Raw genomic sequence first — 16,478 nt, 5'->3', positions numbered from 1 at the left:
GTCAACGCGCTCAACTTGCCGCGATATGACAGGCTGCCTCCTCGGCCATCTCCTCCGGAGACACATCACGCCCGAAATACGAGGCAAGACCGGTTTCCGGGAACATCAGATAAGTGAACGTCGAGTGATCCATCAGGTAGAATTCACCCTCGCCCGTCCCACGCGCGTAATAGGTTTTGTAAGCCTGACTCGCCGCCTTGACCTGTTCGGGACTCCCGGTCAGGGCGATCATCTTCGGATGCATGTCCTCGGCATATTGCGCGACAACCTCCGGAGTATCGCGCTCGGGATCAATCGAGATGAAAACAGGGGTGACATCCAAACCCTGTTCTTCAAGCATATCGACGGCGATCACATTGCGCGCCACATCAAAGGGGCAAACGTCCGGGCAGAATGTGTATCCGAAGTAGACCAGCGTCGGCCCGTCAATCACGTCCCGATCTGTCACAAGCTCGCCCGTCCCGTTCAACAATTCAAGCGGCCCACCAATCGCAACATTTCCACCCGCTATCGCATTGCCGCCGCAGGTGCTTTCTTCTCGAAGCGTGGTCCAAAGCGCCGCACCGCCAATCAAAACGGCCAACACCGCCGACGTTGCACCAACATACACTCGATTCATCTGATTAACTCCTAGGGGCCGTTCGGCCGCATTGATCCGACATGCCAAAGCTGCCTACAAGAAGGTAGCTTGCCGCACACACGAGGTCGTGATGGTCGAACAACAGGGTTTCGACCCGAAAATCAATCGCTCGAACTGGGTTCGGCTCAGAACCCTGATCGTCTTGCGTTGGGTGGCCATCGGCGGCCAGCTAGCCGCCATCACAGTCGCGCAGCGGCTCTTCGACCTCAACCTGAACCTGGGACTGTGCTTTCTGGCCATCGGCGCGTCCATCGTCGCCAATCTCGTGGCAATTTTCGTCTTTCCAGAAAACAAACGCCTCAACGAAGGCGAGGTCGCTTGGATGCTGCTGTTCGACATTGCGCAACTTGCCTTCCTCTTGTCTCTCACGGGCGGTTTGAATAATCCCTTCGCCCTGCTGATCATGGCGCCGGTGACAATCTCCGCAACCGCGCTCAAGCCCAGCACCACAGCACTCCTCGGCGCAGCGACCATCGCCTCCATCAGCATCGTCGCGATATGGCACCTGCCGCTGCGAACCGAGCAAGGCTTCATCATGCGGATGCCGCAGGACTTCGTGATTGGCTTCTGGACCGCCCTGGTGATCGGCGTCATGTTTCTCGGAATCTTCGCAAGCCGCGTCACTGCCGAAGTGCATGCCATGTCCGACGCCCTGACCGCGACCCAAATGGCACTGGCGCGCGAACAAAAGCTGACCGACCTCGGCGGCGTTGTTGCCGCCGCCGCCCACGAACTCGGTACGCCCCTTGCCACGATAAAACTCGCCAGCGCCGAACTCATCGACGAACTGGACGATCCGCACCTCAAAGAAGACGCGATCCTGATCCGTGACCAGGCCGACCGCTGCCGCGATATCCTGCGCTCGATGGGTCAGGCTGGAAAAGATGACCTTCACATGCGCCGAGCACCGCTCTCTGCGGTGGTCCGCGAAGCCGCCGAACCCCACGAGAATCGCGGCAAGGAAGTGCACTACGATATTGCTCCGCAAACTGCGGAAGGTCCGCGACAGCCCACAATCGACCGCAGACCAGAGATCATCCACGGTTTGCGCAACCTTGTTCAAAACGCCGTCGATTTCGCCAACGCAAATGTCTGGATCGACGTTTTCTGGGACGACAAGAGCGTCGTTCTGACGATCTCGGACGACGGACCGGGATTCTCGCCACAGGTGATCGGCCGCATCGGCGATCCCTTCGTGCGCAAACGCCGCAAGAGCTCATCCATTCGTCGCCCCGGATACGAAGGCATGGGCCTCGGGCTTTTCATCGCCAAAACCCTTCTGGAACGCTCCGGGGCGGAGCTCAGCTTTGCCAACGGCGCCAATGCGGAAAGCGAAGCTCCACAGAACGAAATCCGCTCGGGCGCCATCGTTCAGGCCCGTTGGCCGCTGGACCGGATTGGCGCAACCACCGAAAGTGATCGCCCCGCACTTGGCGAAAATATCCGCATCGAAACCGCATAATCGCTCGAAAACCCCAATCGTTAACCTGCCATTAACTCTCTTCGGATGATCATTGAGGCTGTGTTATAGGGGGATAGCTTTTGCTCAGTCTCAACCTAATTTCGCCGCTTCTCTATGGATCGAGCGCTTTTCTTTCAGCCTTCGCCGCCATCTCGATCATTGCCCGGCGCAATGCAAGCCACCAAAATCCGCCCGAAGCAAATGCAACTGATCTCTACGGTGATACGCTCATCTTCCTGATCCGCGATAATACAGTCGTTGACGCCAATTTTCCCGGGAAACGCTTCCTCTCCCACTTCGGCGCAACGGGGCTTGAACTGGAGGCACTTTCACGAGGCCTCCACAGCGCCTTCGACAACGTGGCCTCTCTGTTTGACAACAGCGAGAACAAACAAGACCAGCGGCTCGTCTCACGCGATGGCATGTTCCAAATCATCGCCGAGCATACCTCCGACGCACTTCGGCTCAAAGTTCAAAGCCTCGACGCCGCCAGGCTTCAGGCCGAGGACATTCATCGCCTCTCCGCCATGGATGCCGAGCTTGAGACCCTGCGCGAAACCGCCGACCTTGCACCATATCTGGTCTGGCGGGAGACACGCGATGGGACGCCGATTTTGGGTGAATCGTGCCTATCTGGAAGCGGTTCGAGCCGTCTTCGGCGACAAACGCGCAACCCAGTGGCCTCTTCCCCGACTTTTCCCTGATCTGGCGCCTGGCGGTCAGTCGCGGCTCGCCCTGCCCGAAAGATCCGGCGCACCCTCCACCTGGTTTGACATCACCAGCATACCTGTCACCAAAGACACACTTTTTACCGCCTATGACGCCAATTCCACGGTGCACGCCGAAACCCAGCTAAAAGACCTGATGCAAACGCTGGCGAAAACTTTCGCACAGCTCGCAACGGGCCTCGCGGTCTTCGATAAATCCCGCAACCTGGCACTTTTCAATCCGGCGCTTACCGAATTGACGCGCCTGCCTGTCGACTTCCTCGCCTCACGGCCAAGCCTTGTCGAAGTCCTCGACAAACTCCGCGAAACCCGCGCCATCCCGGAACCGCGCGACTACCGCGCATGGCGCAAATCCATTGCTGACCTCGAATCCGCCGCAGAAGACGGGAACTACTGCGAAACATGGTCGTTGGCCGGTGGCCTGACCTATCGCGTCACAGGCCGACCGCATCCTGACGGCGCAATTGCCTTTCTGTTCGAAGACATCTCCGCCGAGATGTCGCTCACACGACAATTTCGACAGGAAATCGAACTCAGTCAGGCCCTGCTCGACAATATGGAAGACGCCACCGCGCTCTTTTCTCCCAACGGCGTCCTGCTTCAGACCAACAGCGCCTACCGCAACCTCTGGGGCGTCGATTCCGATTCGCTCCTCACCGAAACCTCAATTCTTGATGAAAGCCACCTCTGGCACGAACGCTCGTTGCCAACGCCGGTCTGGGGAGATCTCCGCGAATTCGCGCTTCAAGCCGAAGACCGTGCCGAATGGGCCGCTCCGATTATCCTCACCGATGGGAGGGTTGTCGATTGCCGCTTCATTCCCATAGTCGGGGGCGGCACGCAGATCATTTTCCAGGTCGCGCGTGCGGACGAAGCCCTTCAGGACGAACGACTGCGCCAAGTGGGCTAATCACGCTTGCGGCTCCGCGCCCGCGTCGCCAAAGTGGGGTTATGCCAGCGCAAATGCCCCTGCATCTCAAGCTTCCGGGTCCCGACGACACCGCCGCCGTGGCGGTGCGTCTGGCGCCGCACTTGCGCCCAGGCGATTGCATCTTGCTGACCGGAACGCTTGGCACGGGCAAGACCCACTTCGCACGCGCCTTGATCCAGAAAAGACTATCGGATTCAGGGCTTTGGGAAGATGTTCCATCGCCCACCTACACGCTTGTCCAAACCTATGAAGACAAAACCAGCGAGATTTGGCACGCCGATCTCTACCGTCTTACCGACCCAAACGAGATCATCGAACTTGGCCTAGATGAAGCCTTTGAAACCGCAATCACGCTGATCGAATGGCCTGACCGCCTAGCAAATCTCACGCCAGACGGCGCACTTCAGATCACCCTTGCCATGGACGGCGACGCCCGCACCCTGACGGCAACTTGGGACGACCCGCGCCTTTCCTTGCTCGGTGCCGAAAATGGATAGCGCGCGCGTATCATTTCTGGCCAATGCGGGATGGGCAAACGCCACGCCGTCACCCGTCGCGGGCGATCTTTCCACGCGGCAATACACCCGGCTCTCCCAGTCGAACGCCACCGCAATTCTGATGACCTGCGATCCGGCTACAGATACTTCGTTACCCGCCTTCCTCAAGATGACCCGCTGGCTCCAAGATCAGTCTCTCTCTGCCCCGGATATCCTCGCAGTCGACACTGAGAGCGGCTTCGCTCTTCTTGAAGACTTCGGAACCGATAAGCTCACAACGCTCATCTCGAAAGACCCGGCCAGCCAAAGACGGTACTACGAAGTGATTTTGGACACGCTCATTGCAATCCGCAACGCCCCCGCACCAAAACTTCCCGAACCAACCGTTCAAGATCTTTGCGACGCGACGACGCTCGCAGACGAGTGGTACCCGAATGCGAAACCGGCTCACTTAGACGCTTTTCGAGCTGGTTTAGAGCCTGTTTTGGCACAGCTCTTACAAGGCCCCCGCACCGTCAGTCTGCGGGACTTCCACGCAGACAACATCATGTGGCTGGCCGACAGACACCCCCTCCGTCAACCCGGGCTGCTCGACTATCAGGACGCTTTCCTCATCTCACCGGCCTACGATCTGATGTCGCTCCTGACCGACGCCCGCACCGACGTAGCGCCCCAACTCCAGCACGACCTCATCAGCGCCTACGCGCGCAGAACTGGCGATGACCCTGCAGACCTCGGGGCCGCCTTCGCGGCCCTCGGCGTCCAACGCAACCTCCGCATCCTTGGAATATTCGCCCGCGCCGCCCGCCGAGAGGGCAAGGCCCACCACGTGCCTGCCCTCCCCCGCGTCTATCGCTATCTGAACGACTGCTGCCGGCACGCGACCCTAGCCCACCTTGCGGATGACCTCGCGGCGGGATTGCCCGCGCCCTCTCCTGAACGCCTCGAAGGCCTCACCACATGATCCCCGCCAATGTCTCCCTGATGATCTTTGCGGCAGGCTTTGGCACGCGCATGGGCGATCTCACGAAGGAAACACCAAAACCGATGTTGTCGCTTCGCGGTCAGCCAATGATCGACCACAGCCTGAAGATCGCCAAAAGCGCCGGTTTAGAGACTATTTTGGCCAATACTCATCACCTCCACGCAAACATTGCGCCTCATCTCAAAAGCCACGGAGTCGAGGTCTTGCACGAAACCCCCAATATCCTCGACACCGGCGGCGGCCTGAAAGCGGCGCGAAACCGTCTCACCAGCCCCACACTCACGCTCAACCCTGACTGTGACTGGACCGGTCCAAACCCACTGACCCACCTGCTCAATCACTGGCAGGACGATATGCAGGCGCTTTTGCTTCTTGTCCCTATCGGACGTGCGGAAAATCGATCTCCGCCTGGTGATTTCACTCTCTCCGGCACCCAACTCAAGCGCGGCGGCAATATGATCTACACCGGCGCACAGCTCGTCCGAACCGGAAGGCTCGACGCCATCAAGGATCGCGTGTTCTCTCTCAATGCCTACTGGGACCATCTCGCCACCTCGGGCGATCTCCATGGCACCATCTATCCCGGTCATTGGGCGGATATCGGCACAAAACAGTCCCTAATAAGGGCAAATGAGGCTCCTGATGTTTGACCCATCGGACAAACCCCGCGTCCTAGGAGTGCCGCCCGGCGCGGATTTTCCAGCCGAAATCGTCAAGCGTTGCCTCGCAGCCTACGCCGATCAGCCCCCCGAGGCGCTCGCGCACCTCCAAATCATCGTGAATACCGAACGGATGCGCCGCCGCCTTGTCGAGCTTTTTTCCGACGGCGCGCCCCGCCTCCTGCCCCGGATCAACCCCGTCACGGCCATTGACCGCCTGATCCTCGGCGCCCCCCTGCCCGCCGTGACGCCTAAGCTCCACCGCAAACTGGAACTCGCCCGCCTGATCCAGCCGCTTCTGAATGCACCCGGTGCACCCGCCCCCAAAAGCGCCCTTTTCGACCTCGCCGACAGTCTCGCCGGGCTTCTTGATGAGCTGCACGGTGAATCCGTCGACCCGGACAAGCTCCTTGCCCTCGAAGTGCAGGACGAATCTCATTACTGGCGCCGAAGCCTCGATTTCCTGAAGATCGTCAAAACCTATGTTGACCTCAGCGGCACCGCGCAGGCCGATCCCGATGCCCGTCTTCGGGCCGCGACCCGGACTTTGGTCGATAACTGGACCAAATCGCCACCCCAAACTCCGGTTCTCGTCGTAGGTTCGACAGGATCGCGCGGCACCACGTTCGACCTGATGACGGCCGTTGCCCGTTTGCCCCAGGGGGCTGTCGTTCTCCCAGGCTTCGACCCCGATCTGCCAGATGGCGTATGGGAAACTCTGACCGATAGCGCCGACGACACCGCCAGCTTCGTCCTTGAGGACCATCCCCAGTACCGCTTTGCCGTTCTGGCCAAAGCACTGAATCTCAATCCAAAAACCGACATCCCCAACTGGTCTGGCCAAGCCCCTGACCCGCTTCGCAACAAGTTGGTGTCGCTGTCCCTGCGCCCTGCGCCCGTCACAAGCCAGTGGCGCACCGAAGGTCCGGACTTCAAAGATCTCGCAGCAGCCACCGCCAACCTCTCCCTCATCGAAGCCCCGCAGCCACGCGAAGAGGCTCTTGCCATCGCTGTGGCTCTACGCGAAGCCCTTGAAAATGGGGAAACAGCGGCTCTGATTACTCCGGACAGGACCCTCGGCCGCCGCGTTGCTGCCGCGCTCTTGCGTTGGGATATTATTCCCGATGACAGCGCCGGACGCCCCCTTTCGCTGACGCCTCCCGGCCGTTTTCTGCGCCACGTTTTGTCTCTTATGGTGGCGGAATCGACATCTGAAGACGTCATTGCCCTTTTGAAACACCCGATCACCCGAACCGACGGAACAGATCGGGGCGTCCATCTGCGCGCCACCCGCGAGCTAGAGCTTTTCCTGCGCCGCAGGGCGTCCGTCACGATCACAGACGAAGTCCTTGACGCTTTCACACATCCCAAAAGAAAGCCCGAATTCACTGACTGGGCCGCATGGCTCAAGTCCGTTCTCACCCAGCTTTCCACGCCAATCCCGGAAGCACTTGGTGATGCGATCAGCGCTCATATCGCCATTGCGGAAAGCATCGCTCAGGGTCCCGACGGCACCGGAACAGGCGAGCTTTGGGAAAAAGAGGCGGGTCGCGACACGCTTGAGGCTATCCAGGCACTCCAGGACCCCGTCATCGCCGAAACAGCGCTTAGCCTTCACGACTACCGCGCCTTATTCGAGACGACATTCGCGGCGGGAAATACCCGCGCGACGGACACATCCCACCCCGACGTTCTTATCTGGGGAACGCTCGAAGCCCGCGTAATGGGCGTCGATCTGGCCATACTCGGCGGCCTGAACGAAGGCGTCTGGCCCGCCAGACCAGACCCGGACCCGTGGTTGTCCCGCAAGATGCGCCGGACCGTCGGGCTTTTGTCGCCCGAACGCGAAATCGGGCTCTCTGCCCACGATTACCAACAAGCCATCGCCGCTCCGCGCGTTATCCTGTCGCGTGCCCGCAGGGATGCCGATGCAGAAACGGTACCCGCCCGCTGGGTAAACCGTCTCACGAACCTCCTGACAGGTCTGGCTGGCGAAAAGTTCGATGCGCCCATTTCACAGATGCGCGCACGCGGCTCACGCTACCTGAAAATCGCGGCCGAACTGGACGCGCCTGATACCAAGCCAGCGCCCGCCAAACGCCCAGCGCCTGCGCCGCCTCTCAACACACGAACGCGGTCCTACACCGTCACCGATATCGAAAAACTCATCCGCGACCCATACGCCATCTACGCCCGTTACACCCTCGGCCTTAAGGCCCTTCAACCGCTGCGCCCCGAACCGACTGCAGCCCTGCGCGGAACCGTTTTCCACGAAATCGCCGAGGTCTTCCTGTCGCAACCGCTGTCCGACGCAGCCTCGGATACCAAACGTTTTCTCGATATTGCGTCCGACGAACTCGCGAAAACTGTCCCCTGGCCATCTGTCCGCGCGCAATGGCTGGGACATCTGTCAGCCATTGCGGAACAATTCATCGCGGACGAAAACCATCGCCAGTCCCTGGCCACGCCGCTTGGGCAGGAAATCATTGGAAATGTTACGCTCCCCGGCTCGGTCTTCCGCCTCCGAGGCAAAGCAGACCGCATCGACAGACAACCTGACGGCCAGCTTGTCATCTACGACTACAAAACCGGCACGCCCCCTTCCGAAAAGGAAATGCGCTATTACAAGCGCCAGCTCCTGGTGGAGGCCGTCATGGCCGAACACGGCGCGTTTGACGGAATTCCCGCAGCGAAAGTCGCGCGCGTCGATCACATCGGCATGAACCGCGCCCTGAAGCAAACCGGGGTGGCTCTCGACTTCTATCAGGCGTCCAAAACGGAACAGATCGACTACCGCACAGCCACAGTAGAAGCTGAGTTGCGACAACTCCTCGAGCACTTCCAGCAGGAATCCCAAGGCTACATGTCCCGCCGCGCCATGGAGCGCGTCCGCTTCAGCGGCGACTTTGACCACCTTGCCCGTTTCGGCGAATGGGACGAAACACAGGATCCGGTGAAGGTGACCCTCAAATGACCAAGCTCACTGACGCCTCCATCGCGCAAAACAGGGCCGCCGATCCAAACGCCTCGACATGGCTCTCGGCCAACGCCGGTTCCGGCAAAACTCGCGTTCTCACCGACCGCGTGGCGCGGTTGCTGCTCCACGGCACCAACCCCCAAAGCATTCTCTGCCTGACCTACACAAAGGCCGCCGCAACCGAGATGCAGAACCGTCTCTTCAAGCGCCTCGGCGAATGGTCAATGCTCGACGACAACGCCCTGCGCGCGGGACTTTCCGACCTTGGCGAAGACTCACCGCCAAGCCTCGATCAGGCGCGTACGCTTTTCGCCCGCGCCATCGAAACCCCCGGCGGCCTGAAAATCCAGACAATCCACTCCTTCTGCGCGGCCCTCTTGCGCCAGTTCCCGGTAGAAGCTGGCGTCTCAACCCAATTTCGCGAGCTTGACGATATCGCCCGTGCCGAGATCTTCTCTGACGTTCTCGATGGTCTCGCCAAAAGTGACGCGCCCTCGTTAAAGGCTCTAATAAGCTATTTTACTGGCGAATCCCTCGTTGAATTGGCCGTCTCAATCGCCGGGTCAGCCGAGAACTTCCTTCCTGCACACGCTCCACCGCCTTCAAGACAAGACATTTTCGAGCACATGAACGCCGATCCACAGGCAACCCACGCAAGCATCCTGAACGCGACCCTGACTTTGGCCGACCTGCAATTCCTGAAGTCGCTGCCGCCCATCCTTGCCCAATCCGCAAAACCCACGGACACGAAGCTTGGTGAATGGCTCGCCGACCTGCCACAAACGCCAAGCTATCGCCTGATTTCCGCCCTCGAATCCAAGTTCCTCTTTGGCCCGGGAACAAAAGCACCGTTCACCGCCAAAACCAGCTCGCTTCCCACCAAGGGCTTCCGAAACGGCCCCTTCGCGCCCCACGCGTCGCAACTCCAGTCCATCATGGAGACGCTGGAAGAAAACCGCCCCGCGCGTGTTGCCTTCGAAGCCGCCAACAAGACCCACGCCCTCCACGCCTTCGCCGCCGACCTGATCCCCGCCTATACCGCCGCGAAAACCGCCCGCGGCGTACTCGATTTCGATGACCTGATCACCAAGGCGCGCGATCTGTTGACCGACGAAGGCCTTGCCTGGGTTCTCTACCGACTCGACGGCGGCATTGACCATATCCTTGTCGATGAAGCGCAGGACACAAGCCCCACACAGTGGCAGGTCATCAAGGCCCTTTCCGCTGAAATCACCGCTGGCGAAGGCGCGCGCCCCGACAGATCGCGCACAATCTTTGCGGTTGGGGACAAGAAACAGTCAATCTATAGCTTTCAGGGCGCAGACGCCCGCCGGTTCGACACCACCGCCGCCGAATTCGCCACCAAGCTCAAAGACGCAGGCAAACTCGTGCGCGAAGAGCTCGTCTATTCCTTCCGCTCATCGCCCGCCATACTCAGCGCGGTGGACCATACATTTCAGGACGGCGCCGACGGTCTCGGAGGCGCAATCGAGCACAGGGCGTTCAACGAAACTCTGCCCGGCCGGGTCGATCTGTGGGATCTTCAGCCGCGCCCCAATACGCCCGAGCATCATGACTGGCACAATCCCGTTGACCGTCTGTCCGCCGATTCACCTACCGTCAAACTGGCCGAGCGCATCGCCAGAAAGATCACGGCAATCACACAAACAGTCTCTATACAGGAAGAAAACGGCAAGATACGCCCCGCAACCGCTGGCGATGTGCTGATCCTTGTCCAGGGGCGCGGGCAATTGTTCGACAACATTATCGCCGCATGCAAATCAGCCAACTTGCCCATTGCCGGCGCGGATCGTCTCAAGATCAGCGCCGAACTCGCGGTCCGAGATCTACTGGCACTCTTGTCGTTCCTCGCGCTTCCCGAAGACGACCTCTCGCTGGCAACCGCCCTTCGATCACCCCTATTCGGATGGGGCGAACAAGACCTGTTCTCGCTTGCGCAGCCCCGAAAAGGCTATTTGTGGCAGGCCCTGCGCGAAAACAAAGCAGACCACCCCGAAACCCACGCACGCCTTGACCGACTTCGGAAGGACGCTGACTTTCAGCGCCCGTTTGAACTACTCGAACTCATCTTGACGCGCCACGGGGGGCGAAAAGCCCTCATGGCCCGCCTTGGCCCCGAAGCCGAGGACGGCATCAACGAGCTTCTCAATCAGGCGATCCTCTATGAACAGCAGGACGTTCCAAGCCTGACCGGCTTCGTGACCCGCGCAAGCGCAAGCGACGTTGATATCAAACGACAATCAGAAACATCCGGCGACCTCATCCGGGTCATGACTGTACATGGTGCCAAAGGCCTCGAAGCGCCGATCGTTATCCTGCCCGATACGATGCGCGACGATCGCGCCAGCCGCGACGCCTTCGTGATTGACAGCTCGGACATGCCGGTTTGGAACGTCGCTCAGGACGTTGCGCCCGATGGCCTTGCCGACGCAAAGGACGCCCAGAAAGCCTCCGACGCCGAAGAACGCCAGAGGCTTCTCTATGTCGCCATGACCCGCGCCAAGAACTGGCTGATCGTAGGCGGTGTCGAAAAGGCGTCCGGGGAAGGGGACAACCGCTGGCATAAAGCGGTCGCTGAAGGCCTCCTGGCTGCGGGAGCCAAGCGCGTCATTGACGACGAAGCCGAAATCCTGCGTCTCGAATTCGGAGCCTGGCCCGCGCATATACCATCCGAAAAGCTTTATTTAGAGACTTTTTTTGCCCAGACGCCCGCACTTTTCTACGAACCGGTGAAGCCGCGCACCCCCAAGCCAAAACCCCTCAACCCCAGCAAACTGGGTGGTGCCAAGATCGTCGGCGGCACTGTCGACGATGCCCTCAGCCAAGCCGCAATGCAGCGCGGAACCGACATCCACCTACTGCTCGAAGCACTCCCTGCGCTTCCCGAGGAAACCTGGGAAGCCGCCGCGCTCCGCCTCTTGCCAAATGCCGCAGATCGCGGCGACCTCCTGAACGAGGCGCGCCAGTCAATCCTCAGTTTTCCCGAAGTATTCGCCCCAGACAGCCTCGCCGAAGTTGACCTTTCCGCCTCTCTTCCCACTCTCGACGGAACACTCGCGGGCACCGTCGACCGCCTTATCATCGCCGAAGACCACGTTCTGGCGGTGGACTTCAAAACCAACCAGATCGTCCCCGACACCGCAGAAACAACGCCGGACGGCCTTTTGCGCCAAATGGCCGCCTATCTCGAAGCCCTCGAACAGATCTTTCCGTCCCACCGTATCGACCTCGCAATCCTCTGGACCGCAACTCCGTCGCTCACGCACCTTCCACACGGCATCGTGAGGCCAGCGCTCGCCAGAGCCACTACATCTTGACCTCAGCCACAAGGCTTCCTAGGTTCACGAACTGACCCGCTGCCAAGGAGAAAGACATGGCTACTACCGCCGTCACAGACGACACGTTCGACGCCGAGGTCCGCCAGTCGGACGTCCCGGTTGTCGTAGATTTCTGGGCCGAATGGTGCGGCCCTTGCAAAATGATCGGCCCCGCTCTTGAAGAGCTGTCCGAGGAATACGGCGGTAACGTCAAGATCGCCAAAGTGAACGTCGACGAAAACCCGAATTCGCCAGCCCAACTTGGCGTGCGCGGCATCCCGGCGCTTTTCCTGTTTAAGAACGGAGAAGTCGTCTCAAACAAGACCGGCGCCGCGCCAAAGGCCGCGCTGAAAAGCTGGATCGACGAGTCGATCTGAACCGGACATCACGCCCATTGAGCAAGGCCGCCCCACTTTGGCGGCCTTTTTCCTGCCCAATGCTCATTATTGGCCCGTAAATATCCCGGGGGTTTGGGGGCAGCGCCCCCAAAACCTTGCAGTCTGGGCGACAGACAATCATATACCCCCGAACACCAAACGGCAGGAGTCCACTATGGCCGACGACCAATTCCCCGGCTGGCACGGCACCACGATCATCGGCGTCCGTAAAGGCGGCCAAGTCGTCATCGCAGGCGACGGTCAGGTCAGCTTGGGCCAAACCGTGATCAAGGGCACCGCCAAGAAGGTCCGCAGACTGAGCCCCGGTGGCTACGACATCATAGCCGGATTCGCAGGCTCCACCGCCGACGCCTTCACGCTCCTTGAGCGCCTGGAGGCCAAACTCGAAGCCACCCCCGGCCAGCTTCAGCGCGCCGCTGTTGAGCTCGCCAAGGACTGGCGCACCGACAAATACCTCCAGAAACTCGAGGCCATGCTGATCGTCACCGACGGCACCGACCTTTACGTCGTGACCGGGGCAGGGGACGTGCTCGAACCCGAACACGACGTCACCGCCATCGGCTCGGGTGGCAACTACGCCCTCGCTGCTGGTCGCGCCCTCATGGACAGCGACTTCGACGCTGAAACCATCGCCCGCAAAGCCATGGCCATCGCCTCTGACATCTGTGTTTACACCAACGGCAACCTCACCGTGGAAAGCCTGCCCAAATGACCGACCTGACCCCCCGCGAGATCGTCTCCGAACTCGACCGCTTTATCATCGGCCAAAGGGACGCCAAGCGCGCCGTTGCAGTCGCTCTGCGCAACCGCTGGCGCCGCAAGCAACTCGCAGACGACCTGCGCGATGAGGTCTATCCGAAAAACATCCTGATGATCGGCCCTACCGGCGTTGGCAAAACCGAGATTTCGCGCCGCCTCGCGAAGCTGGCCAAAGCGCCCTTCCTCAAGGTCGAAGCCACGAAATTCACCGAAGTCGGCTACGTCGGGCGCGACGTCGAACAGATCATCCGCGACCTTGTTGAATCCGCCATCACCATGACCCGCGAACTGATGCGCGACGAGGTCAAGGCAAACGCACACAAAGCTGCCGAAGACCGCGTTATCGCCGCCATCGCAGGCGAAAACGCCCGCGAACAGACCCTCCAGATGTTCCGCGACAAACTCAAGCGTGGCGAACTGGACGATACCGTCATCGAACTTGAACTCCAGGACACATCCAACCCATTCCAGGGCATGGAACTGCCCGGCATGCAGCCGGGGCAGGGCGGTGGCATGGGCATGGACCTCGGCGCACTCTTTGGCAAAGGCTTCGGCGGGCGCACCGTCAAAAAGCGCATGACCGTTTCGCAAAGCTATGAAATCCTGATCGGCGAAGAAGCCGACAAGCTTCTCGATGACGAAACAGTCACGAAAAAGGCGCTTGAGGCCGTTCAGGAAAGCGGCATCGTCTTCCTTGACGAGATCGACAAAGTCACGGCGCGTTCCGACGCGCGCGGCGCCGACGTCTCCCGCGAAGGCGTCCAGCGCGATCTGCTGCCGCTCATCGAAGGCACCACCGTCAGCACCAAATACGGCCCTGTTAAAACTGACCACATCCTCTTCATCGCATCCGGCGCGTTTCACATCGCGAAACCCTCGGATCTCCTCCCCGAGCTTCAGGGCCGCCTGCCGATCCGCGTGAACCTGCGCGCGCTCACCGAGGAAGACTTCGTGCGCATCCTCACCGAAACCGACAACGCGTTGACACTGCAATACACCGCTCTCATGGGCACCGAAGACGTCACCGTCACCTTCACCGAGGACGGCATCGCAGCGCTCGCCAAGATCGCCGCCGACGTGAACCAGTCCATCGAAAACATCGGCGCGCGCCGCCTCTACACCGTGCTGGAACGCGTCTTCGAAGAACTCAGCTTCAACGCTCCCGACAAGGCTGGTGAAAAGGTCACCGTCGACAAGGCCTTCGTCGATCAAAACCTCGGCGAACTCACCGCAAACGCGGACATGTCGCGCTACGTACTCTAAATGCAGATCATGTGTCTCAACGGATGGGGCGGCAAACTTCACGACCGCCTCATCCCTTTTCTGCATGACACAACCCCAGACGTCCTCTGCTTGCAAGAAGTCGTCCACTCGCCCGCAACCGACAAAGATTGGCTGACCTACCGCGACGGCGATCACGTGCTGCCGCAACGCGCCAACTTCTTTCGCGATGTTGCGCAAGCACTCCCGAGTCACGTTGCAACCTTCTGCCCGGCTGCCCGGGGTGTTCTCTGGGACGACGATCAAAGCATCCCATCCCAATGGGGTCTCGCAACCTTCGTTCACAAGTCCATCCCGATCATCGCCCAGCGCCAAGCCTTCGTTCACAAGGAATTCTCACCAGACGGCTACGGCGACCATCCCCGATCCCGCTCGGCGCACGCGTTCCGAGTCTATGACTTCGCAAACGACACGCCTGTAGCAATCGCCCACATGCACGGGCTGCGAGATCTCGCCGGCAAAATGGACACGCCCGACCGTGCTGCGCAAGCGAGCCGCCTGAAAGACCTCGCCACCAGCGTCGCCGAACCGAATGATCCGCTCATCGTTTGCGGAGACTTCAATGTCGAACCCGGCAGCGAAACTTTCGACATCCTCGCAGACGCAGGCCTCACCGACCTCGTCACCACCCGTGACTTCCCCGGCACGCGCAGCTCGCTCTACAAGAAGCAATCGCGCTTTGCTGACTACATGATGGTCAATTCCGTCACCAAAGTCCGCAGCTTCGACGTCATCTATTCTCCCGAGGTTTCCGACCACTGCCCACTGGTCCTGGAAACTTAAAGATCACGCCCCGTGATCCTGCGCCCCACAAACATTCGTTTTACAAACCCCCGCCAACCCCCAATGTTCTGCCCGATCAACCACTCGGCGGCGCACCCGAAATGACCCCTTTCCACACTCTCGCCGCCCTCCTCGTCGCCGCAATCTGGGGCACGAACTTCGTCGCGATCGACATCCTTCTCCGCGACGTCCCGCCCATCTTCGCGACCGTCTTGCGGTTCTTCTTCGCTGCCGTTCCCGCCATCTTCTTCATCCGCCCGCCCAAAACATCCGTCCGCAACGTCATCCTCTACGGAGCCTTCATGTTTGCCGGCCATTTCGGCTTTCTCTTTATCGCCATGAGGGCAGGGCTCTCGGCCGGACTCGCCTCGCTCATCCTTCAAGTGCATGTCTTCATTACCATCATGCTGGCGGTGATCTTCCTGCACGAACGCCCCAACATCTTCCAAATCATCGGGGCAGCCCTTGCTTTCACCGGCATCGCCTTCGTCGCCACCCAGCGCGGCGGCGATATCACCGCCGCAGGCCTCGCTTTCGTTTTGCTCGCCGCGTTGTCCTGGGGCACCGCTAACCTGCTTTCCAAGCAAATCGGTTCGGTGAACATGCTGGCCCTGATTGTCTGGGGCAGCTTCGCCACGCTCCCGCCACTGCTCGTCTTGTCGCTCGTCCTCGAAGGCCCGGCACAGGCCCTCGCCGCGCTCACCGGCATGAAATGGATCACTTTCGCGGCCCTCGCCTACATCGTCTACTTCAGCACATGGATCGGCTTCACAGTCTGGAGCACACTCCTCAGCCGCTATCCGACCGCCACCGTCACGCCCTTCGCGCTACTGGTACCGATTTTCGGCATGCTCTCCTCGGCGCTTGTCCTCGGTGAAAACCTCGAGCCCTGGAAGTTCGTCGCCGCAACCCTGGTTCTCAGCGGCCTCGCGATCAACGTCTTTGGCCCACGCCTCTATCCGTTAGGGTTTTCTTCACAAAACGGGCGCTCGCCCCGTTAACCATAGCGGGCAGCGTACGGTCGCACCGACGTGATACCG

General features: G+C 60.3%; 14 protein-coding genes. 13 read left to right on the top strand and 1 reads right to left on the bottom strand.

Annotated features, from left to right (window positions below):
- Positions 1–10: 10 nt before the first annotated feature.
- Positions 11–619: an SCO family protein gene (locus BOA8489_RS15465; protein ID WP_093975206.1), complete on the bottom strand. Its 609-nt coding sequence runs from the start codon at positions 617–619 to the stop codon at positions 11–13.
- Positions 620–710: 91 nt separating this feature from the next.
- On the opposite strand from BOA8489_RS15465, the gene regB reads away from it, so the two are divergent.
- The 13 genes from regB (at position 711) to BOA8489_RS15405 (ending at position 16,439) form a co-directional block, all read left to right on the top strand.
- A complete protein-coding gene (gene regB, locus BOA8489_RS15460; protein WP_093975205.1) occupies positions 711–2,102 on the top strand; it encodes a sensor histidine kinase RegB in 1,392 nt (463 codons plus the stop codon).
- A gap of 80 nt (positions 2,103–2,182) precedes the next feature.
- A complete protein-coding gene (locus tag BOA8489_RS20530) occupies positions 2,183–2,806 on the top strand; it encodes a hypothetical protein (RefSeq protein ID WP_176440332.1) in 624 nt (207 codons plus the stop codon).
- Entirely contained in the window at positions 2,703–3,740 is a 1,038-nt protein-coding gene (locus BOA8489_RS15455) for a PAS-domain containing protein (RefSeq protein WP_176440331.1), read from the top strand. Before BOA8489_RS20530 ends, BOA8489_RS15455 begins: the two co-directional genes overlap by 104 nt.
- Positions 3,741–3,793: 53 nt before the next feature.
- Positions 3,794–4,258, top strand: a complete 465-nt coding sequence (gene tsaE / locus BOA8489_RS15450; RefSeq protein WP_245813897.1) for a tRNA (adenosine(37)-N6)-threonylcarbamoyltransferase complex ATPase subunit type 1 TsaE — start codon at positions 3,794–3,796, stop codon at positions 4,256–4,258.
- On the top strand, positions 4,251–5,222 hold the full coding sequence (locus BOA8489_RS15445; protein WP_093975202.1) for an aminoglycoside phosphotransferase family protein: 972 nt from the start codon (positions 4,251–4,253) through the stop codon (positions 5,220–5,222). Before tsaE ends, BOA8489_RS15445 begins: the two co-directional genes overlap by 8 nt.
- The gene (locus tag BOA8489_RS15440; RefSeq protein WP_281256206.1) at positions 5,219–5,893 is read left to right on the top strand and encodes a nucleotidyltransferase family protein; all 675 of its coding nucleotides are present in this window, start codon (positions 5,219–5,221) and stop codon (positions 5,891–5,893) included. Before BOA8489_RS15445 ends, BOA8489_RS15440 begins: the two co-directional genes overlap by 4 nt.
- The gene (addB, locus tag BOA8489_RS15435; RefSeq protein WP_093975201.1) at positions 5,886–8,876 is read left to right on the top strand and encodes a double-strand break repair protein AddB; all 2,991 of its coding nucleotides are present in this window, start codon (positions 5,886–5,888) and stop codon (positions 8,874–8,876) included. Before BOA8489_RS15440 ends, addB begins: the two co-directional genes overlap by 8 nt.
- On the top strand, positions 8,873–12,217 hold the full coding sequence (gene addA, locus BOA8489_RS15430; protein WP_093975200.1) for a double-strand break repair helicase AddA: 3,345 nt from the start codon (positions 8,873–8,875) through the stop codon (positions 12,215–12,217). The genes addB and addA overlap by 4 nt, the downstream gene beginning before the upstream one ends.
- 56 nt (positions 12,218–12,273) lie before the next feature.
- Positions 12,274–12,594 carry a thioredoxin gene (gene trxA / locus BOA8489_RS15425; RefSeq protein WP_093975199.1) on the top strand — a complete coding sequence of 107 codons (321 nt, stop codon included), beginning with the start codon at positions 12,274–12,276 and terminating at the stop codon, positions 12,592–12,594.
- A 175-nt stretch (positions 12,595–12,769) separates the two neighbouring features.
- A complete protein-coding gene (gene hslV, locus BOA8489_RS15420; RefSeq protein WP_093975198.1) occupies positions 12,770–13,327 on the top strand; it encodes an ATP-dependent protease subunit HslV in 558 nt (185 codons plus the stop codon).
- Positions 13,324–14,637 carry an ATP-dependent protease ATPase subunit HslU gene (gene hslU / locus BOA8489_RS15415; RefSeq protein ID WP_093975197.1) on the top strand — a complete coding sequence of 438 codons (1,314 nt, stop codon included), beginning with the start codon at positions 13,324–13,326 and terminating at the stop codon, positions 14,635–14,637. The genes hslV and hslU overlap by 4 nt, the downstream gene beginning before the upstream one ends.
- Positions 14,638–15,438, top strand: coding sequence for an endonuclease/exonuclease/phosphatase family protein (locus tag BOA8489_RS15410; protein WP_093975196.1), 801 nt, complete (start codon positions 14,638–14,640; stop codon positions 15,436–15,438). It abuts the gene before it with no gap.
- A gap of 101 nt (positions 15,439–15,539) precedes the next feature.
- Positions 15,540–16,439, top strand: coding sequence for an EamA family transporter (locus tag BOA8489_RS15405; protein WP_093975195.1), 900 nt, complete (start codon positions 15,540–15,542; stop codon positions 16,437–16,439).
- The last annotated feature ends 39 nt before the right edge of the window (positions 16,440–16,478 follow it).

This window comes from Boseongicola aestuarii (assembly GCF_900184815.1).
In the GTDB taxonomy this organism is placed as follows: domain Bacteria; phylum Pseudomonadota; class Alphaproteobacteria; order Rhodobacterales; family Rhodobacteraceae; genus Boseongicola; species Boseongicola aestuarii.
This window is presented reverse-complemented; position numbering and strand designations above follow the sequence as displayed.